The following is a 16,333-nucleotide window of genomic DNA, read 5'->3' as shown; positions in this document are numbered from 1 at the left end:
CGCCTGTGTCAGTGCTCGATGGCGAGCCAGATCGCTTTCGGTTCGGTGAAGTTTTCGATCGCGACGTCGCCATGTTCGCGGCCGAAGCCCGAGTCGCCCGACCCGCCCCACGGCAAGCGCACGTCGGTATAGCCGTAGGTGTTGATCCAGACCGTGCCCGCCTTCAGCGCGTGCGCTACGCGATGCACCCGGCCGATGTCCGCGCTCCACACGCCAGCCGCGAGACTGTATGCCGTGCCGTTCGCGATGCGCACCGCGTCTTCTTCGTCGTTGAAGCGCACCACGCTTGCCACCGGCCCGAAGATTTCTTCCTGCGAGATCCGCATCTCGTGCTCGACGTTTGCGAACACCGTCGGCTCGACGAAGAAGCCCTTTTGCCCGATGCGCGCGCCGCCCGTCACGATCGACGCGCCCTCCTTCCTGCCGACATCCACGTAATCGAGCACCGTCTTCATCTGCGCGGCGGAGACGAGCGGGCCCATCGTCGTTTCGCGCTCGGCGGGATCGCCGACCTTGATCCCTTTCGCACGTGCGACGAGCCGTTCGACCACTTCATCGTAGACATCGCGATGCGCGAGAATCCGCGAGCCCGCCGAACACACCTGCCCCGTATTGAAGAAAATGCCGGACGCGGCCGCGCGCACGGCGTTGTCGATATTCGCGTCGGCGAAGATCACGTTCGCCGACTTGCCGCCGAGCTCCAGCGTCACGCGCTTGAAGTTGCCCGCCGCACCCTGCAGAATGCCGCGCCCCACCGATGGCGAGCCCGTGAACGTGACTTTGTCGATGTCGGGATGCGCGACGATCGCGTCGCCGACCACCCGTCCCTTGCCCGTCACGATGTTCAGTACGCCGGGCGGCACGCCCGCCTCCAGCGCCAGTTCGGCGACGCGCAGAGCGGACAGCGGCGTGATTTCGGCGGGCTTGACGACCATCGTGCAACCGCACGCGAGCGCAGGCGCGATCTTCCACATGCCGATCATCAGCGGAAAATTCCACGGCACGATTGCACCGACCACGCCGACGGGCTCGCGGATCGTGTAAGTGAGCGCATCGGGCCGCACGGGCACGACCTGTCCGTTGATCTTGTCGCACCAGCCCGCGTAGTAGGCGAGCGTGTCGATGGCGGCGGGTACGTCCTGGCGTTTGACGGCCGCGAGCGGCTTGCCCGCGTCGAGACTTTCCAGCGCGACAATTTCGTCCTGATGCTCGCGCAGCACTTCGCAGAAGCGCATCAGGATCCGGCCGCGCTCGGCCGCGCGCATGGCGTTCCAGACCTTGAGGGCGGCGCGCGCGGCCTTCACGGCCGTATCGACGTCCTGCGCGCTGCCTTGTGCGACGAGCGCTATCGGCTCTTCTGTCGCGGGGTTGAGATTGACTGAGTATTCGCCCGTGCCGGGCGGCAGCCGCTTACCGTCGATGAGAAGATCATGGCGTCTGAGGTCGGTTTCAGTGTCCATCACGTACTCCTTGCGATTGGCGATATTGCATGTTCGCGAACCGTCGACCGAACCGCCCGCACCCGCGGCTATGAGGCTCGCATCAGCGCCTCGTCATCGGATACGCACGGCAACGGTTCGTGTGTGGCTCCTTTGATTCCCGAATGCGCAAGTGCTGCGCCAGCATTCGCGGATACACCGGCATGGGCGGGCAATTCCCTGCCGGCGAACAGCGACCATACGGCTTCCGCATTCGGACGCAACGAGCGGTTGCGGCGCCGCACGAGCATCGTCGTCACGGACACTTCGGGCACGAGCGGAAGCGCGACCAGCGCGGCCGGCAATGCGGCGGCGTGCGGATCCACTGGCAGCACGCCGATGCCGAGTCCCAGTTCGATCATACGCAACGCTGCGGCCAGATGCCCGCACTCGTTGGCGCGTGCCGCGTCGATACGGTGCCTGTTGAGCGCGCGCTCGGTGACGTTGCGCGTGCCCGCTTCCGCATTGAGCGTGACGAGCTGCGTAACGGTCCGGCTATTGCGCAGCGCTTCCCAGTGCAGCGCGGCGCCGGAAGCGAGCGGATGCGCGTGCGGCAGCACCGCGCAAAGCGGCGTCGACACCAGCGGCTGCATGTGAAAGGCGTCGGCGCCCGCGACGTTCGCGTCGCACAGCACGCCGAAGTCGACTTCGCCCTGCTCGATGGCGGCGAGCACGGCATGTTGCGGCTGTTCCTTCGCAGTGACGATCAGGTCGGGAAAATGCGCCGCGCTACGCGCGAGCCGCTCGGGCAACCACCCCGACGACGTCACGGGATCGCACGCAACCACGACAAGCCCCGTGTGCTCTTCATGCGCCGCGCGCTCCTCACGCAAGGTCAGCTCGATCTCTTCGATCAGGCGTGCGATGCGCCGTTCGAGCCGCGAGCCTGCTGTCGTCAGTTCGACCTGACGCGTCGTGCGGTCGAAGAGGCGCAATGCAATCGCCTCTTCGAGTTCGCGCACGCACCGGCTCACGGCCGACTGCGTCAGATCGAACTCGCGCGCCGCACGGGTAAAGCTCCGCTGACGCGCGACGGCGACGAACACCTTCAATTGCTGCAACGATACGTTCATGTGTTCACGTCGCCATGTTGAAGTGATACGGGATCATTCGCCCGTCTGCTCCGGCCAGTGACGCAGGCCCGGTCCATTTGCCGCGAGTTCCGGCTCGAGTTCGTGAGACGTCTCGTTCGATGAAGCGATCCAGCGTGCGCGCATCGGAGCCAGCACGAACTTCGCCGATACACCGGCTGCGATCGTGATCACGGCCGACACGATGAACACCAGGTTCCAGCCGCCCGTCGCCGCGAGCACCGAGGCGATCGGCACGATGAGCGAGGCTGTGCCCTTCGCCGTGTAAAGCGTGCCGGCATTCGCCGCCGCATACTTGCTGCCGAACGTGTCCGCACAAATTGCCGGGAAGATCGAGAAGATTTCGCCCCAGAACAGGAAGATCAGTGCCGCGAACGTCATGAACGCATACGGGTTCTGGCCGTACTGCATCAGGCCGAGCAGCGCGAGACCTTCGCCGATGAAGATCGCGAACATCGTGTTTTCACGGCCGATCTTGTCCGAGATGAAGCCGCACAGCGGACGCGTGAAGCCATTGCAGATGTTGTCGATCGACAATGTCATCGTCAGCAGTGGCAGCGTTGCGCCGAACAGCGTCATCGGCAGCTTCGCGAGGCCCCAGTCCTTCGCGATCGGACCAATCTGCGCCGTCGCCATCAGACCGCCCGCAGCGACTGCGACAAACGATGCGTAGATCACCCAGAACACGGGCGACTTGATCATCTGCCCCGGCGTGTAGTCCTGTTTCGTGACGGCGAACTTGCGCTTGACGGCCGCCACCTTCACGCCTTCCGGCTTTCTCAGCAGCAACGCCAGCACGAAGATGGAGACGCCTTGCAGGATGCCGAAGAACAGGAACGTGTGCTCATAGCCCTTGGCCGTGATCATGTTCGCAATCGGAATCACCGTGACGGCCGCGCCTGCACCGAAACCCGCAGCCGTCAGACCAGCGGCGAGACCGCGCTTGTCCGGGAACCACTTCAGCGCATTGCCGACGCACGTGCCGTACACGCCACCCGCGCCGACACCCGCAATCACGGACGCGATGTACAGTTCGGGCAACGTCGTCGCATACGAGTTCATCACCCACGCGAGCCCCGCGCAAATCGCGCCGCCCGCAACCACAGGACGCGGACCGAAACGGTCGACGAGCCACCCTTCGACTGGCACCAGCCACGTCTCGGTGAGAATGAAGATCGAGAACGCGAGCTGAACTTCAGCCTGCCCCCAATGATGCTTCGCACTCATCGGTGCGACGAACAGCGTCCATGCGTATTGCAGGTTGGCGACGAGCGCCATGCATAGGATGCCGAATGCCAGTTGCCACCAACGGCTGCGCCAGAACGCAACCGGAGCTTGCTGTGAAATGCTGTTCATGTGCCTGTCTCCGCTATCTATTTAGGGCAGCCGGCCAAAGTGCCGGTCTGTATGCATGCCACCTTATAGTTGTGCCCCGATCAGACCGCTTCGGGGATATTTGCAATGCCAATTCCACTTCTTCTTTTCTAAAAAACCTTTAAGCCGATTTACCGGTTCCATTAGATCTTTTCCGGTCATCTGTTCTTCTTGTCGCCTCATCCGGGCTTTGTTTTAGGCGTTAACCCGATGCTTGCGCTGCGATTCGGCCATTACAGAATCCATGCTAGGGTCAATGCTGAATTAGTGATAATTAAAGTTTGTTACCATGAAGATTCATCTTCGCTTATACATCTGCCATGACAATGCGTAACGCGACCCTGCGCCAGCTGAAAGTCTTCGAAACAGTGGCGCGGCATCTGAGCTTCTCGCGCGCCGCGGAGGAGCTTCACCTCACGCAGCCCGCCGTATCCACCCAGGTCAGGCAACTCGAAGAGCATGCCGGCCTGCCGCTTTTCGAGCAGCTCGGCAAGAAGATCTACCTGACGCCGGCGGGCACCGAAATGCTTCACTACAGCCGCGCGATCATTCAGCAATTTCATGAAGTGGATGAAGCAATGGGGCAGCTGAAGGGCGTGTCGGGCGGCAGGCTGAACGTCGCGGTGATCAGTGCCGGCGACTACTTCTTTCCGCGGCTGCTCGGTGAGTTCACGCGCCGCTATGCGGGCGTCGAGCTGAATCTTTCCGTGCATAACCGCGAAGAACTGCTGCATCAGCTGTCGACGAATCAGACCGATCTCGCGGTGATGGTGCGTCCGCCGCAGGAAATGGACGCGATCAACGAAGCGTTCGCGCCGCATCCGTATGTGATCGTGGCGGCGCCCACGCATCCGCTCGCGAACAAGCGCAACATCAAGCTCAGCCAGTTGGCGAGCGAAGCGTTCGTGGTGCGCGAGCGCGGCTCCGATACATGGAATTCGATGGAGGAAGGCTTCGCGGGACGTCTGACGAACCTCAAGATTGCGATGGAGATCAAGAGCACGGAGACGATCAAGCAGGCTGTGATCGCGGGCATGGGCATCGCGTTTCTGTCGGCGCACACCATTAGCCTCGAGCTGCAGGTCGGCCATCTGGTCGTGCTTGATGTCGAGGGTTTTCCTGTGATGCTCAACTGGTACGTCGTGCACCGCAAGAACAAACGCCTGCCGCCCGTCGCCGTAGCGTTCAAGCGTTTTCTGATGGAAGAAGGCGCGAATCTGATCGAGCAGATCACGCGCGTGAACCAGTTGGCCGTCCATAAATGACCTGCTATGGATTGCCAATAAAACTTTAACTATTGCGGATTCGTTGCGGCTTCTATGCTTCTGTCGAACGTCGTCACCCGACCCAGGAGCATTGCGATGAATCAGTCTGCCGAATTGCATAACGAAGCCCTGCTGAGCGCCTACAACGCGGCGTTCAGCGATCTCGGCCTGCGCTTTCGCTGGAGCCAGGCCACGCTCGATTTCTTCGACGACGTCAGCAACGAACTGACGCGCATCACCGCCTACATCGAGCGCTTTCACGCGCACCTGCTCAACGCCTACGACGCCGACTTTCTCGCGCAACTGATCTTCGACAGGAAGAATCAGTTCTATCGAGATTCCACGGCTCAATGACGCAGGGTTGCTGTTCATCGACTTTTCACTCCGACGTCCACGCTTGAATCAAAGCGCGGACGTCATATGGGTTTTCCTCAGTGGCGACTCAGCGGCGATTGACCTGATGACGTTGACGATTGCGCACGCGCATCGTGACATGCGCCAGATGCGCGTTTCTCGCCGATGACAGGCAACGTGCCTGTGTGCGGCGCGGATGGCTCGTATACGTCCAGCGCTGCGTGAAATCGTCCGAGGGTTGCATGCGCGCGGCGTCGCCGTCCCATGTGACGCGCAGCGATGCGCTGCGCCGAGCCAGCATGCCGCAATGCGCCGGCGCACGCATCGTGTGTTCATGCGTGGTCAGCATCACGTGTGCCCCGAGTGCAGCAGCGAGCACGCTGACCGCAAACAGCGCGGCCGCGCCAGGCAGTTGCGCCGGCTCGTTGACAAAAGCGTAACCAAGCCAGATACATAGTCCCAATGCGAGCAGATCGACGATCTTGTCGCCTGCTGCCGCTTGCCGTGCGTTTTGCCTGCCGTGCGTGAGCCGCCGGACGAACACGATCGATGCGATCGCGACCATCAGTGCGCCCGAGAAGACGAATACATACAGTTCGAGACGTTCGAGTCCCGACCACGCGATGAAGTCCGCACCATCCGGCATGTCATCTCCTTTGCGTTGCGCATTCGCGCCAGTTCGCTCGATGTTGTTGTTCTCGATTTCGCTCAGGTCGTTGCTCAGATCGCGCCCGCCGTCCTCAGCGCTTCGATCTGTGCCGGCGAGTAGCCGAGTTCGGCCATTACTTCATCGGTGTGTTCGCCGAGCAGCGGCGAACGTGTGACTTCCGTCGGGCTGTCCGACAGCTTGATCGGGTTGCCCACCGTCAGGTACTTGCCGCGCACCGGGTGATCGACCTCGACGATCGTGCCGGTTTTGCGCAGCGATTCGTCGTCCATGATTTCCTTCATCGACAGGATCGGGCCGCACGGAATGTCGTGCCTGTTGAGGATTTCCATCGCCTCGAACTTGGTCTTCGTCATCGTCCAGCGTTCGATCTCCGCGAAGATTTCCTTCAGGCGCGGCAGCCGCGCATTGGGCGTCGCGTAGTCCGCATCCGTGGCCCACTCTTCCTTGCCGATCACGTTGCAGATCTTCACCCACACGGGTGCCTGCGTGATGAAGTAGATGTACGCGTTCGGATCGTGCTCCCAGCCCTTGCACTTGAGAATCCAGCCCGGCTGTCCGCCGCCCGATGCATTGCCCGCGCGCGGCACCGCTTCGCCGAACGTGCCGTTCGGATACTGCGGGTACTCCTTCATCACCCCCGTGCGCTGCAGACGCTGCTGGTCGCGCAGCTTCACGCGGCAAAGGTTCAGCACGCCGTCCTGCATCGCGGCGAGCACCTTCTGGCCGCGGCCGGTCATCGTGCGCTGATAGAGCGCCGTGACGATGCCCAGCGCCAGATGCAGGCCCGTGCCGCTGTCGCCGATCTGCGCGCCCGTCACCACGGGCGGACCGTCGTCGAAGCCCGTCGTCGAGGCCGCGCCGCCCACGCATTGCGCGACGTTCTCGTAGACCTTGCAGTCTTCATAGGGACCGGGACCGAAGCCCTTGACCGAGGCGACGATCATCTTCGGATTGAGTTCCTGGATGCGCTCCCAGGTAAAGCCCATGCGGTCCAGCGCGCCCGGCGCGAAGTTCTCCACCATCACGTCGCACTTCTGGATCAGCGCTTCGAGCACGAGCTTGCCTTCGGGGTTCTTCGTGTCGATGGTCACCGAACGCTTGTTGTGGTTGAGCATCGTGAAGTAGAGGCTGTCCGCATCGGGGATATCGCGCAGCTGCTCGCGCGTAATGTCGCCCGCGCCGGCGCGCTCCACCTTGATCACATCGGCGCCGAACCACGCGAGCAACTGCGTGCAGGTCGGGCCCGATTGCACATGCGTGAAATCGAGAATGCGCACACCGTCGAGTGCCTTGCCCATGTTGTGTCCCCTCCGAGCACTTGACGCTCTTGTTTGGATCGTCCGTTCTCAATACGGTATGTGATATATCTAATCGCTGCAAGCGCTTTCACTTTAGTAAGCACAATCCCGCATAAGCACGTCAGGCCTTTACGGACAAGGCCGAGAGGTTGAATGACGAATTAAGGACCCGTTTCACAAAGGGAAAACCCCGATCATTTTCCGTGCTTGAGTCGGTGTGATATATCACATATCATATATTTACCCTGAGCCGACCGCCCACCCTTTACGCGCCGTCAGGCGTCGAATTCAACTAGCGAGGAGACAGGTGAATATCCACGAATATCAGGCGAAGGCACTGTTGAAAGGCTACGGCGTCGCCGTGCCGAACGGGCGCGTCGCGTTCACGCCGCGGGAGGCCGAAGACGCGGCGCTCGCGCTGGGCGGCGCGGTGTGGGTCGTCAAGTCGCAGATTCATGCGGGTGGGCGCGGTGCAGGCCGCTTCGCCGACGATCCGAACGGCAAGGGCGGCGTGCGCGTCGTTAAGTCGGTCAGCGACGTCGGTTCGAGCGCCGAGCAAATGCTGGCGCACGTGCTCGTCACGAAGCAGACCGGGCCAGCGGGCCGCGAAGTGAAGCGCGTCTATGTAGAGGAAGGCTGCGCGATCGAACGTGAGCTGTATCTCGGCATGCTGATCGACCGCAGCACCTCGCGCATTACCGTGATGGCGTCGACGGAAGGCGGTATGGAAATCGAGGAAGTGGCCGCGCATACGCCCGAGAAGATCCTCAAAGTCGCTATCGATCCCGCAACCGGCCTGCAGCCGTTCCACGCGCGCCAGCTCGCCTTCGGACTCGGGCTGACGGGCAAGCAGGTCAAGTCGGCGACGCAGTTCATCGCCAACGCGTATCGCGCGTTCGTCGAACTGGACGCGTCGATCGTCGAGATCAACCCCCTCGTCGTCACGCAGCAAGGCGACGTGATCGCGCTTGACGCGAAGATCAATTTCGACGACAACGCCCTGTTCCGCCACCCCGCCATCGAAGCGCTGCGCGACGAAGCCGAAGAAGACGCCGCCGAACTCGAAGCCGCCAAACATGGGCTGAACTACGTCACGCTCGACGGCAACATCGGCTGCATGGTGAACGGTGCGGGCCTCGCCATGGCGACGATGGACATTATCAAGCTCTATGGCGGCGAGCCAGCCAACTTTCTCGACGTGGGCGGAGGCGCGACCAGGGAGCGCGTCGCGACGGCATTCCGTCTGATTCTGCGCGATCCAAAAGTGGAAGGGATTCTGGTCAACATCTTCGGCGGCATCATGCGCTGCGACGTGATCGCGGACGGCGTGGTGAGCGCCGCTCGCGAAGTGGATCTGCGGGTGCCGCTCGTGGTGCGGCTCGAAGGCACCAACGTCGAACTCGGCAAGCAGATTCTGCGCGACTCGGGCCTGCCCATTCTGTCAGCCGATCATCTCGCCGACGCAGCGAGCAAGGTGGTCGCCGCAGTCAAGGACAAGAACCACGCGGTAGCCGCGACGGAGGCAAACTGACATGGCCGTACTGATCGATCGAAATACGAAGGTGATTTGCCAGGGTTCACCGGCTCTCAAGGCACATTTCACTCAGAGCAGGCAGTCGCGTACGGCACGCAGATGGTCGGCGGCGTTACGCCCGGCAAGGGCGGCACGTCGCACCTGGGTCTGCCCGTGTTCGACACGGTCGCGGATGCCGTCGGGGCGACGGGCGCCAATGCATCCGTGATCTACGTGCCGCCGCCGATGGCCGCCGACGCGATTCTCGAAGCCGTCGATGCCGAACTGCCCCTCGTCGTCTGCATCACGGAAGGCATTCCCGTGATCGATATGGTGCGCGTGAAGCGCGCACTGGCGGGATCGGCGACGCGTCTGATCGGGCCAAACTGTCCGGGCGTTATCACGCCGGGCCAATGCAAGATCGGCATCATGCCGGGACACATTCACCGGCCGGGCAAGATCGGTGTGGTGTCGCGCTCGGGGACGTTGACGTACGAAGCCGTCGCGCAGACTACGGCGGCCGGTCTCGGGCAGACGACCTGCATCGGCATCGGCGGCGATCCCGTCAACGGCACCAACTTCATCGACTGCCTCGAGATGTTCCTCGCCGACGACGAGACGGAAGGCGTCATCATGATCGGCGAAATCGGCGGCTCGGCTGAAGAGGATGCGGCGCAGTTCCTCAAGGATTCGCGCACGAACAAGCCGGTGGTCGGTTTTATTGCGGGCACGAGCGCGCCGCCCGGACGGCGCATGGGTCACGCGGGCGCGATCATCTCGGGCGGCAAGGGCACAGCCGGCGCGAAGATCGATGCGATGCGTTCGGCGGGCATTCACGTCGCGCAGTCGCCGGCCGCGCTCGGCGAGACGATGCTGAAAGCCTTCCAGTGACGAGGTGAAATGAAAAAGGCCGGCGGACTGCGCCGTCCGCCGGCCTTTTGTTCTTCAATCTTCCCGCAACGCGCTCAGTCGAGAAAGTCGCAGTTCGCTTCGACGAAAGCAGCCAATCCCAACGAGTGCTCGCGCACGAGTCGTTCGGCGAGTTCGGTGTCGCGCTTCTCCAGTGCCTCGATGATGCGCAGGTGGTCGACGATCGAGCGCGACGCGCGGTCGCTCTGCGAAATCGTCATGCGCCGGATCGCACGCACATGAATGAAGATGTTCTTGATCGTGTCGAGAATGATCTGCGACTTCGACAGTTCGACGATGGCCTGATGGAACGCGATGTTCGCATCCGAGTACTCGGCGATATGCTCGGCCGGCGTCGAATCGCGGAACTGGTCGAACATGTGACGCAGCCGCGCGATTTCCTCGTCGGTGGCATGCAGCGTCGCAAGGCGCGCAGCCATGCTTTCCAGCGCGGCCCACATCTGGATCATCTCGACAATTTCGCGCTTGCTCTTGCGCACGATATAGATGCCACGCCGTGGCACCATGCGCAGAAAACCTTCCTGTTCGAGCAGCGTCATCGCTTCGCGCACAGGCGTGCGGCTCACGCCCAGTGACTCGCTCAGCGCGCGCTCGTCGAGTCGAATCTCTTCGCTCGACGCGTAGATATCGGCATCGGCGATGGCCTGACGCAACATCGTGTAGGCCTGATCGCGAAGGCTGGCGCTGTTGCCGATGGGCTGCAGCGCCAGAGGCAGGTTCAATGCGGGGGTCGCCACTGCAGTCTTAGTTCGACGAGCCGACCGCGCCCATCGCGGCTTCGACACGTGCGCGGTACGGCGTGGCTTCACGCGCCGTAGCAGCTTCAAGCCCGACGTAGCGGCCGTTCTTCGATGCCAGTTCGGCGACGTGCTGCGGAATCCAGCGCGTCAGCAACACGGTTGCGGCGGAACCCAGGCCCACGACAGCGACGGCGAAAAATGCGAGCGACACGAAATCCATTTGATGCTCCGGTCATTGAGTGATTGGATGACTCAATCATATGCTGCGTCGCGACAAAAATCAAGTATCTTGTATGTGATATATCAAATACTGTTGTGCAACGGAGACAACGCTTCCAAGGTATCACGTGGGGCGCTCCACCGCCACGGCTGGCCATGAGCGACGAAACTGTACTTTTTTCCAGGCGGGCGAACTGTACTTGCTAGAAGAATTCCTCGACGGTGAAATTCGGGTGAACCCGAACATCGAGGATGCACTGGACAAGCTTTCTATGTGCTTTCGCAGCAAGCGGCGCGGCTGAATCGATTCGGCAAAACACTCAATCGCCGTTCGCGCTGCGTCATACCGTCACCTGCGGCGTCGGGTCGCTTGAATTCACTCGCTCCCGCTTCGCACAACGCTTCAAACATGCTTCATATGCTTTTCGTTCTCATATTGCAAAGCGGATCGCCTGCACCTATCGTCTCGCCATTGCCGAATCTGGACCCCGCTAGCACAATTTAAATATGTTGCAGCCCAGCATATGCAGTGAAATTTGCGCTAGCTCAAGTTTCGGCAATTGCAACCGATAACCAGACGTTTAGCCCGATCGGAGACCGACCATGAGCAGCATTATTGAGCCCGGCGGCGACGCCCGCTCGCCATCATTCTTTTCTAAACAGGCAACGATCGCCCAACCTGGCTTTTCCCGCTGGATGGTGCCGCCTGCCGCCCTCGCCGTGCACCTGTGTATCGGCCAGGCCTATGCGTTCTCCGTGTTCAACGGGCCGCTCACCAAAGTCATCGGCATCACGCAATCGGCACCGGACGACTGGTCGCTGACTACACTTGGCTGGATCTTCTCGCTGGCCATCGTCTGCCTGGGCTTGTCGGCGGCGTTCGCCGGCAAGTGGCTGGAAAAAGTCGGCCCGCGCCGCACGATGTTCACGGCGGCCTGCTGCTTCGGCGGCGGCTTCATCGTCTCGGCGCTCGGCGTGTGGACGCATCAGATCGTGCTGCTGTATCTCGGCTATGGCGTGCTTGGCGGAATCGGCCTCGGTCTCGGCTACGTGTCGCCCGTGTCGACGCTGATCCGCTGGTTCCCCGACCGCCGCGGCATGGCGACGGGTATGGCGATCATGGGCTTCGGCGGCGGCGCGATGATCGCGGCACCGTTGTCCGTCGCGCTGATGAACCACTTCAAGAGTGCGACCAGCATCGGCGTGGCTGAAACGTTCATCGTACTCGGCATTGCGTACTTCATCTCGATGTCGATCGGCGCGCTCGCGATCCGCGTGCCGCCCGCAGACTGGAAGCCGGCCGGCTGGACGCCGCCCGCAACCACGACGCAGAAGATGATCACACGCAACCACGTGCACATCGACCAGGCGCTGAAGACGCCCCAGTTCTATCTGATCTGGCTGGTGCTGTTCCTGAATGTGACGGCGGGCATCGGCATTCTCGGACAGGCGTCGGTGATGATCCAGGAAAGCTTCAAGGACACGGTGACGGCTGCCGCAGCCGCGGGCTTCGTCGGCCTGCTGTCGCTCTTCAACATGGGCGGACGCTTCGTGTGGGCATCGGCGTCGGATTACGTCGGCCGCAAGAACACCTACTTCATCTTCTTCGCGCTGGGCGCCGTGCTGTACTGGCTCGTGCCGAGCTTCGCGTCGACGGGCAACATCGCGATGTTCGTGCTGTGCTACTGCGTGATCCTGTCGATGTACGGCGGCGGCTTCTCGACCGTGCCCGCTTATCTCGCCGACATGTTCGGCACCGCGTTCGTCGGCGGCATTCATGGCCGTCTGCTCACGGCGTGGGCGGCAGCAGGCGTCGCGGGTCCCGTGCTCGTCAACTACATCCGCGCCTATCAGGTCGCGCATGGCGTTGCGAAGGCAGACGCCTACACGATGACGGTCCATATCATGACCGTGTTGCTCGTGATCGGCTTCATCTGCAACCTGCTGGTGAAACACGTGCACGAAAAGCATCACATGACGGACGCGCAGCTCGCATCCGCCAAATAAGGTCCGACACAGGAGAACGACAATGTCGACGCAAAACGCTCATCCGACGAACAAGGGCCTCATGGCCGTGTTCTGGCTGTATGTGCTGATCCCGCTGACATGGGGCGTGGTCAACACGCTGCTGCAGGCGATGAAGCTGTTCGGCTAAGCCGATCGGCAGCGCAGTGAAGAAAAGGCCGGGCATGCCCGGCCTTTTTGCATCGACGGCTAGAACTCGGGCGCCTGCGCGACGCGCAACTGAAGCGGGAATGTGATCTCGAACGTGGTGCCGACTCCTGGCTGCGAGTCGAAGCGCAGATCGCCACGCAGCATGCGGCACAACTCCTTGACGATCGCGAGGCCGAGACCCGCACCCGGCACGTCGTCCGCGTTCGCGCGCTCGAACTCCTTGAAGACGCGGTCCCGGTCCCCTGCCCCGATGCCCACGCCCGTATCGGAGACCCGCAGACACCACGCGTCGTTGCCGCGCCCCCGAATTTCGAGCGCGACTTCGCCCGCCTTCGTGTACTTGGCCGCATTCGTCAGCAGATTGATCGCGATCTGCTTGAGCTTCAGGCGATTCGACTGCACCGATACGAGTTGTCCGTCGAACGATGCATTCAGCTTGAGCCCTTTCTCGCGGATCGACGGACCGCAGGACGCGACCAGTTCCTCGAACAGCGCGTGCAGATCCACGGTTTCCATCGCGGCCTGATGGGTGTCGCCGAGCACGACCGAATACTCGACCAGTTCGTCGACGAGCACCTTCATGTCGGCGGCCTGCCGGTTGGCCAGCGCCAAGGCAGCTTCCGTTTTCGAAGGTGCGCGCGCGACGAGTTGCAGCGCCATCGAAAACACGTTGAGGAAATTTCGCAGGTCGTGCACGACGCTGCGCGTGATCTGCATGCGCGACTCATACAGTTCACCGACCAGCTTCTGCTTGAGCAACAGCTCGTGATTCGCGCGTTCCAGCCGCCCCGTGTACTCGTCGATCTTGCGGTCGCGCTCCGTCACGACTTCGCGCACCGACGTGAGCGTGACGAAGCTGACGGACTCGTCGATGAAATAGCGCGCGCGTTCTTCGTAGCGCCGCGTAAAGGCGGGATGCGCTTGCGCGTACTGCGCGACGGCGCCCATCAGCACCTGACGGAACAGATCGAGCTCGCGCACGAGTTCGTCGATGCGATAGCCCTGCTTCCAGCGCATTTTGCCGTGCAGCCGCGCCTTGCGTTCGATCTCGGGTTCGACCTCTTCGAGATCCTGTTGCTCGAGCGCGCTGCAGATGGATTCGAGTATGTCGGGAACGTGATCCGACAATTGCTCGTTGGTCAGCCGGTCAGGTTCCGTCAGTTCGACGTCGCTGAACACCGATTTCAGCCAGCGTTCGGTGAGTTCGACTTCGTTCTTGCGGATGTATCCGGCGAACCCGCCGAGCGGTCGTGATTGCGTCGTGGCCATGTGTCGCTCGCGCCCCGCTAAAAGCGTCGTGCTGCGATGTCGAACGGCTGGGGCGCGCACGGCGCCTCAGTCTTCCCTCATGTCGGCGGCAGGCCGACGACGTTCATCCTACTACGACTTGAGCCGATAACCCGTTTTGAAGATCCACGCGATCACGGCAAGGAAGATGCAAAGAAAAAGCGCCGTCATGCCGAGACTGATGCCGACGCTGACATCCGCGAGCCCGAAGAAGCTCCAGCGAAAGCCGCTGACCAGATAGACAATGGGATTGAACAGCGTGACGACTTTCCATGCCGGTGGCAGCATCGCGACGGAATAGAAGCTGCCGCCGAGAAACGTCAGCGGCGTGATGATGAGCAGCGGCACGAGCTGCAGCTTCTCGAAGTTGTCGGCCCAGATGCCGATGATGAAACCGAGCAGACTGAACGTGACAGCCGTCAGCACCAGAAACGCCACCATCCAGAATGGATGCTGCACCTGCAGCGGCACGAAGAGGCCTGCCGTCGCAAGAATGATGAGGCCGAGCACGATCGACTTGGTCGCCGCCGCGCCGACATAGCTGATCACGATCTCCAGGTATGACACGGGCGCGGAGAGCAGCTCGTAGATCGTGCCCGTGAAACGCGGGAAATAGATGCCAAACGACGCATTCGAAATGCTCTGCGACAGCAGGGACAGCATGATGAGCCCCGGCACGATGAACGAGCCGTAGCTGATGCCTTCCACTTCACGGATGCGCGAGCCGATCGCCGAGCCGAACACGATGAAATACAGCGACGTCGAAATGACAGGCGCGATGATGCTCTGCATCAGCGTGCGTCCCGTGCGCGCCATTTCAAAACGGTAGATGGCGCGGATTGCATGAAGATTCATCGCACGCTTTCCTCTTGTTGTTTTCGGTGCACGAGACTCACGAAGATGTCTTCGAGCGAGCTTTGGGTCGTATGCAAGTCCTTGAAACGGATGCCCGCTTCGCTGAGATCGTTGAGCAGCGCAACGATGCTGCTGCTCTTCTCGCGTTCGGCGTCGTAGGTATAGACCAGTTCGGTGCTCTCGTTTCCGAGTTCCAGCCCGTAGTGCACGAGCGTCGCGGGAATGCTCGCTAGCGGCGCTTCGAGTTGCAGCGTCAACTGTTTCTTGCCGAGCTTGCGCATCAATTCCGCTTTCTCTTCGACGAGCTTCAGTTCGCCGCCGTTGATCACGCCGATGCGGTCGGCCATCTCTTCGGCTTCCTCGATGTAATGCGTGGTGAGGATGATCGTCACGCCGTTCGCAGACAGCGAGCGCACCAGCTTCCACATGTCGCGGCGCAGTTCGACGTCGACACCCGCCGTCGGCTCGTCGAGAAACAGCACGCGCGGTTCGTGCGACAGGGCCTTCGCGATCAGCACGCGCCGCTTCATGCCACCGGACAACTGGATGATGCGGCTATTGCGCTTCTCCCACAGTGACAGATCGCGCAGCACTTTTTCGATGTAAGCTGGATTCTTCGGCTTGCCGAACAGCCCGCGGCTGAACGAGACGGTCGCCCATACGGTCTCGAAGGCGTCCGTGGTCAGTTCCTGCGGCACGAGCCCAATCAGCGAGCGCGCGGCGCGATAGTCGTTGCGGATATCGTGACCGTCGACCGACACGCTGCCTTCCGTCGCGTTGACGATCCCGCAGATGATGCTGATCAGCGTGGTCTTGCCCGCGCCGTTCGGCCCGAGCAATGCAAAGATTTCGCCTGGGCGAATGGAGAGGTCGATACGCTTGAGAGCCTGAAAGCCCGTTGCGTAGGTCTTCGACAGATTCGAAACCGAGATAATGGGTCGCATAGACGCGAACGATAGCAGATAGCGCGCGCCCGCGCCGCTACTCTGTCCGTTCCTCCGTTTGGACATCGGCCATGCGTGCCGAATCATCAAAAGCGCTCAACGCAGACGACCATGCCGCGTAAAAACGCCAACGGCGGTTT

General features: G+C 61.7%; 16 protein-coding genes and 1 pseudogene. 7 read left to right on the top strand and 10 right to left on the bottom strand.

Annotated elements, in window-relative coordinates; translation table 11 throughout:
• Positions 1 to 8: 8 nt before the first annotated feature.
• From BPHY_RS23615 to oxlT, 3 genes are all read right to left on the bottom strand, one after another.
• Complete coding sequence (locus tag BPHY_RS23615) at positions 9 to 1,460, bottom strand: aldehyde dehydrogenase family protein (RefSeq protein ID WP_012403978.1); 1,452 nt, start codon at positions 1,458 to 1,460, stop codon at positions 9 to 11.
• A 68-nt stretch (positions 1,461 to 1,528) separates the two neighbouring features.
• Entirely contained in the window at positions 1,529 to 2,551 is a 1,023-nt protein-coding gene (locus tag BPHY_RS23610; RefSeq protein ID WP_012403977.1) for a LysR family transcriptional regulator, read from the bottom strand.
• A 33-nt stretch (positions 2,552 to 2,584) separates the two neighbouring features.
• Positions 2,585 to 3,925 carry an oxalate/formate MFS antiporter gene (oxlT, locus tag BPHY_RS23605; RefSeq protein ID WP_012403976.1) on the bottom strand — a complete coding sequence of 447 codons (1,341 nt, stop codon included), beginning with the start codon at positions 3,923 to 3,925 and terminating at the stop codon, positions 2,585 to 2,587.
• 338 nt (positions 3,926 to 4,263) lie between these two features.
• Between oxlT and BPHY_RS23600 the strand changes: the two genes are divergently transcribed.
• Positions 4,264 to 5,208, top strand: a complete 945-nt coding sequence (locus tag BPHY_RS23600) for a LysR family transcriptional regulator (RefSeq protein ID WP_012403975.1) — start codon at positions 4,264 to 4,266, stop codon at positions 5,206 to 5,208.
• 96 nt (positions 5,209 to 5,304) lie between these two features.
• On the top strand, positions 5,305 to 5,562 hold the full coding sequence (locus tag BPHY_RS23595; RefSeq protein ID WP_012403974.1) for a hypothetical protein: 258 nt from the start codon (positions 5,305 to 5,307) through the stop codon (positions 5,560 to 5,562).
• A gap of 88 nt (positions 5,563 to 5,650) precedes the next feature.
• Here BPHY_RS23595 and BPHY_RS23590 read toward each other — a convergent pair whose 3' ends face one another.
• Positions 5,651 to 6,208 carry a hypothetical protein gene (locus BPHY_RS23590; protein WP_012403973.1) on the bottom strand — a complete coding sequence of 186 codons (558 nt, stop codon included), beginning with the start codon at positions 6,206 to 6,208 and terminating at the stop codon, positions 5,651 to 5,653.
• A 74-nt stretch (positions 6,209 to 6,282) separates the two neighbouring features.
• Positions 6,283 to 7,530 carry a formyl-CoA transferase gene (gene frc / locus BPHY_RS23585; RefSeq protein ID WP_012402926.1) on the bottom strand — a complete coding sequence of 416 codons (1,248 nt, stop codon included), beginning with the start codon at positions 7,528 to 7,530 and terminating at the stop codon, positions 6,283 to 6,285.
• Positions 7,531 to 7,837: 307 nt separating this feature from the next.
• Between frc and sucC the strand changes: the two genes are divergently transcribed.
• Both sucC and sucD read left to right on the top strand, forming a co-directional pair.
• Positions 7,838 to 9,061: an ADP-forming succinate--CoA ligase subunit beta gene (gene sucC / locus BPHY_RS23580; RefSeq protein WP_012403972.1), complete on the top strand. Its 1,224-nt coding sequence runs from the start codon at positions 7,838 to 7,840 to the stop codon at positions 9,059 to 9,061.
• A gap of 1 nt (position 9,062) precedes the next feature.
• A pseudogene (gene sucD, locus BPHY_RS23575) lies at positions 9,063 to 9,934 on the top strand (succinate--CoA ligase subunit alpha).
• A gap of 74 nt (positions 9,935 to 10,008) precedes the next feature.
• Here sucD and BPHY_RS23570 read toward each other — a convergent pair.
• Both BPHY_RS23570 and BPHY_RS23565 read right to left on the bottom strand, forming a co-directional pair.
• On the bottom strand, positions 10,009 to 10,689 hold the full coding sequence (locus tag BPHY_RS23570; RefSeq protein WP_052306177.1) for a GntR family transcriptional regulator: 681 nt from the start codon (positions 10,687 to 10,689) through the stop codon (positions 10,009 to 10,011).
• A gap of 28 nt (positions 10,690 to 10,717) precedes the next feature.
• Positions 10,718 to 10,933 carry a hypothetical protein gene (locus BPHY_RS23565; RefSeq protein WP_012403969.1) on the bottom strand — a complete coding sequence of 72 codons (216 nt, stop codon included), beginning with the start codon at positions 10,931 to 10,933 and terminating at the stop codon, positions 10,718 to 10,720.
• A 127-nt stretch (positions 10,934 to 11,060) separates the two neighbouring features.
• Between BPHY_RS23565 and BPHY_RS41865 the strand changes: the two genes are divergently transcribed.
• The 3 genes from BPHY_RS41865 to BPHY_RS23555 all read left to right on the top strand — a co-directional run bounded on the left by BPHY_RS41865 (position 11,061) and on the right by BPHY_RS23555 (position 13,087).
• Complete coding sequence (locus tag BPHY_RS41865; protein WP_157686675.1) at positions 11,061 to 11,234, top strand: hypothetical protein; 174 nt, start codon at positions 11,061 to 11,063, stop codon at positions 11,232 to 11,234.
• 301 nt (positions 11,235 to 11,535) lie between these two features.
• On the top strand, positions 11,536 to 12,939 hold the full coding sequence (locus BPHY_RS23560) for an L-lactate MFS transporter (protein ID WP_012403968.1): 1,404 nt from the start codon (positions 11,536 to 11,538) through the stop codon (positions 12,937 to 12,939).
• Positions 12,940 to 12,961: 22 nt separating this feature from the next.
• Positions 12,962 to 13,087: an MFS transporter small subunit gene (locus tag BPHY_RS23555; RefSeq protein ID WP_012403967.1), complete on the top strand. Its 126-nt coding sequence runs from the start codon at positions 12,962 to 12,964 to the stop codon at positions 13,085 to 13,087.
• 59 nt (positions 13,088 to 13,146) lie between these two features.
• On the opposite strand, the gene BPHY_RS23550 is transcribed toward BPHY_RS23555, so the two are convergent.
• The 3 genes from BPHY_RS23550 to BPHY_RS23540 all read right to left on the bottom strand — a co-directional run bounded on the left by BPHY_RS23550 (position 13,147) and on the right by BPHY_RS23540 (position 16,193).
• Positions 13,147 to 14,376 carry a sensor histidine kinase gene (locus tag BPHY_RS23550; protein ID WP_012403966.1) on the bottom strand — a complete coding sequence of 410 codons (1,230 nt, stop codon included), beginning with the start codon at positions 14,374 to 14,376 and terminating at the stop codon, positions 13,147 to 13,149.
• A 111-nt stretch (positions 14,377 to 14,487) separates the two neighbouring features.
• Complete coding sequence (locus tag BPHY_RS23545) at positions 14,488 to 15,249, bottom strand: ABC transporter permease (protein WP_012403965.1); 762 nt, start codon at positions 15,247 to 15,249, stop codon at positions 14,488 to 14,490.
• Complete coding sequence (locus BPHY_RS23540; protein ID WP_012403964.1) at positions 15,246 to 16,193, bottom strand: ABC transporter ATP-binding protein; 948 nt, start codon at positions 16,191 to 16,193, stop codon at positions 15,246 to 15,248. Before BPHY_RS23540 ends, BPHY_RS23545 begins: the two co-directional genes overlap by 4 nt.
• Between the last annotated feature and the right edge of the window lie 140 nt (positions 16,194 to 16,333).

It is taken from the genome of Paraburkholderia phymatum STM815 (assembly GCF_000020045.1).
GTDB lineage: Bacteria > Pseudomonadota > Gammaproteobacteria > Burkholderiales > Burkholderiaceae > Paraburkholderia > Paraburkholderia phymatum.
The sequence above is the reverse complement of the archived record's forward strand: the minus strand, read 5'-3'. Positions and strand labels throughout refer to the sequence as shown.

What these genes read in the sequence shown, in the direction of transcription:
- BPHY_RS23565 (WP_012403969.1), bottom strand. Translation starts at nt 10,933, where the DNA reads ATGGATTTCGTGTCGCTCGCATTTTTCGCCGTCGCTGTCGTGGGCCTG.
- BPHY_RS23540 (WP_012403964.1), bottom strand. Translation starts at nt 16,193, where the DNA reads ATGCGACCCATTATCTCGGTTTCGAATCTGTCGAAGACCTACGCAACG.
- BPHY_RS23545 (WP_012403965.1), bottom strand. Translation starts at nt 15,249, where the DNA reads ATGAATCTTCATGCAATCCGCGCCATCTACCGTTTTGAAATGGCGCGC.
- BPHY_RS23550 (WP_012403966.1), bottom strand. Translation starts at nt 14,376, where the DNA reads ATGGCCACGACGCAATCACGACCGCTCGGCGGGTTCGCCGGATACATC.
- BPHY_RS23600 (WP_012403975.1), top strand. Translation starts at nt 4,264, where the DNA reads ATGACAATGCGTAACGCGACCCTGCGCCAGCTGAAAGTCTTCGAAACA.
- BPHY_RS23560 (WP_012403968.1), top strand. Translation starts at nt 11,536, where the DNA reads ATGAGCAGCATTATTGAGCCCGGCGGCGACGCCCGCTCGCCATCATTC.
- oxlT (WP_012403976.1), bottom strand. Translation starts at nt 3,925, where the DNA reads ATGAACAGCATTTCACAGCAAGCTCCGGTTGCGTTCTGGCGCAGCCGT.
- frc (WP_012402926.1), bottom strand. Translation starts at nt 7,530, where the DNA reads ATGGGCAAGGCACTCGACGGTGTGCGCATTCTCGATTTCACGCATGTG.
- BPHY_RS23590 (WP_012403973.1), bottom strand. Translation starts at nt 6,208, where the DNA reads ATGCCGGATGGTGCGGACTTCATCGCGTGGTCGGGACTCGAACGTCTC.
- BPHY_RS23595 (WP_012403974.1), top strand. Translation starts at nt 5,305, where the DNA reads ATGAATCAGTCTGCCGAATTGCATAACGAAGCCCTGCTGAGCGCCTAC.
- BPHY_RS23555 (WP_012403967.1), top strand. Translation starts at nt 12,962, where the DNA reads ATGTCGACGCAAAACGCTCATCCGACGAACAAGGGCCTCATGGCCGTG.
- BPHY_RS23610 (WP_012403977.1), bottom strand. Translation starts at nt 2,551, where the DNA reads ATGAACGTATCGTTGCAGCAATTGAAGGTGTTCGTCGCCGTCGCGCGT.
- BPHY_RS23615 (WP_012403978.1), bottom strand. Translation starts at nt 1,460, where the DNA reads ATGGACACTGAAACCGACCTCAGACGCCATGATCTTCTCATCGACGGT.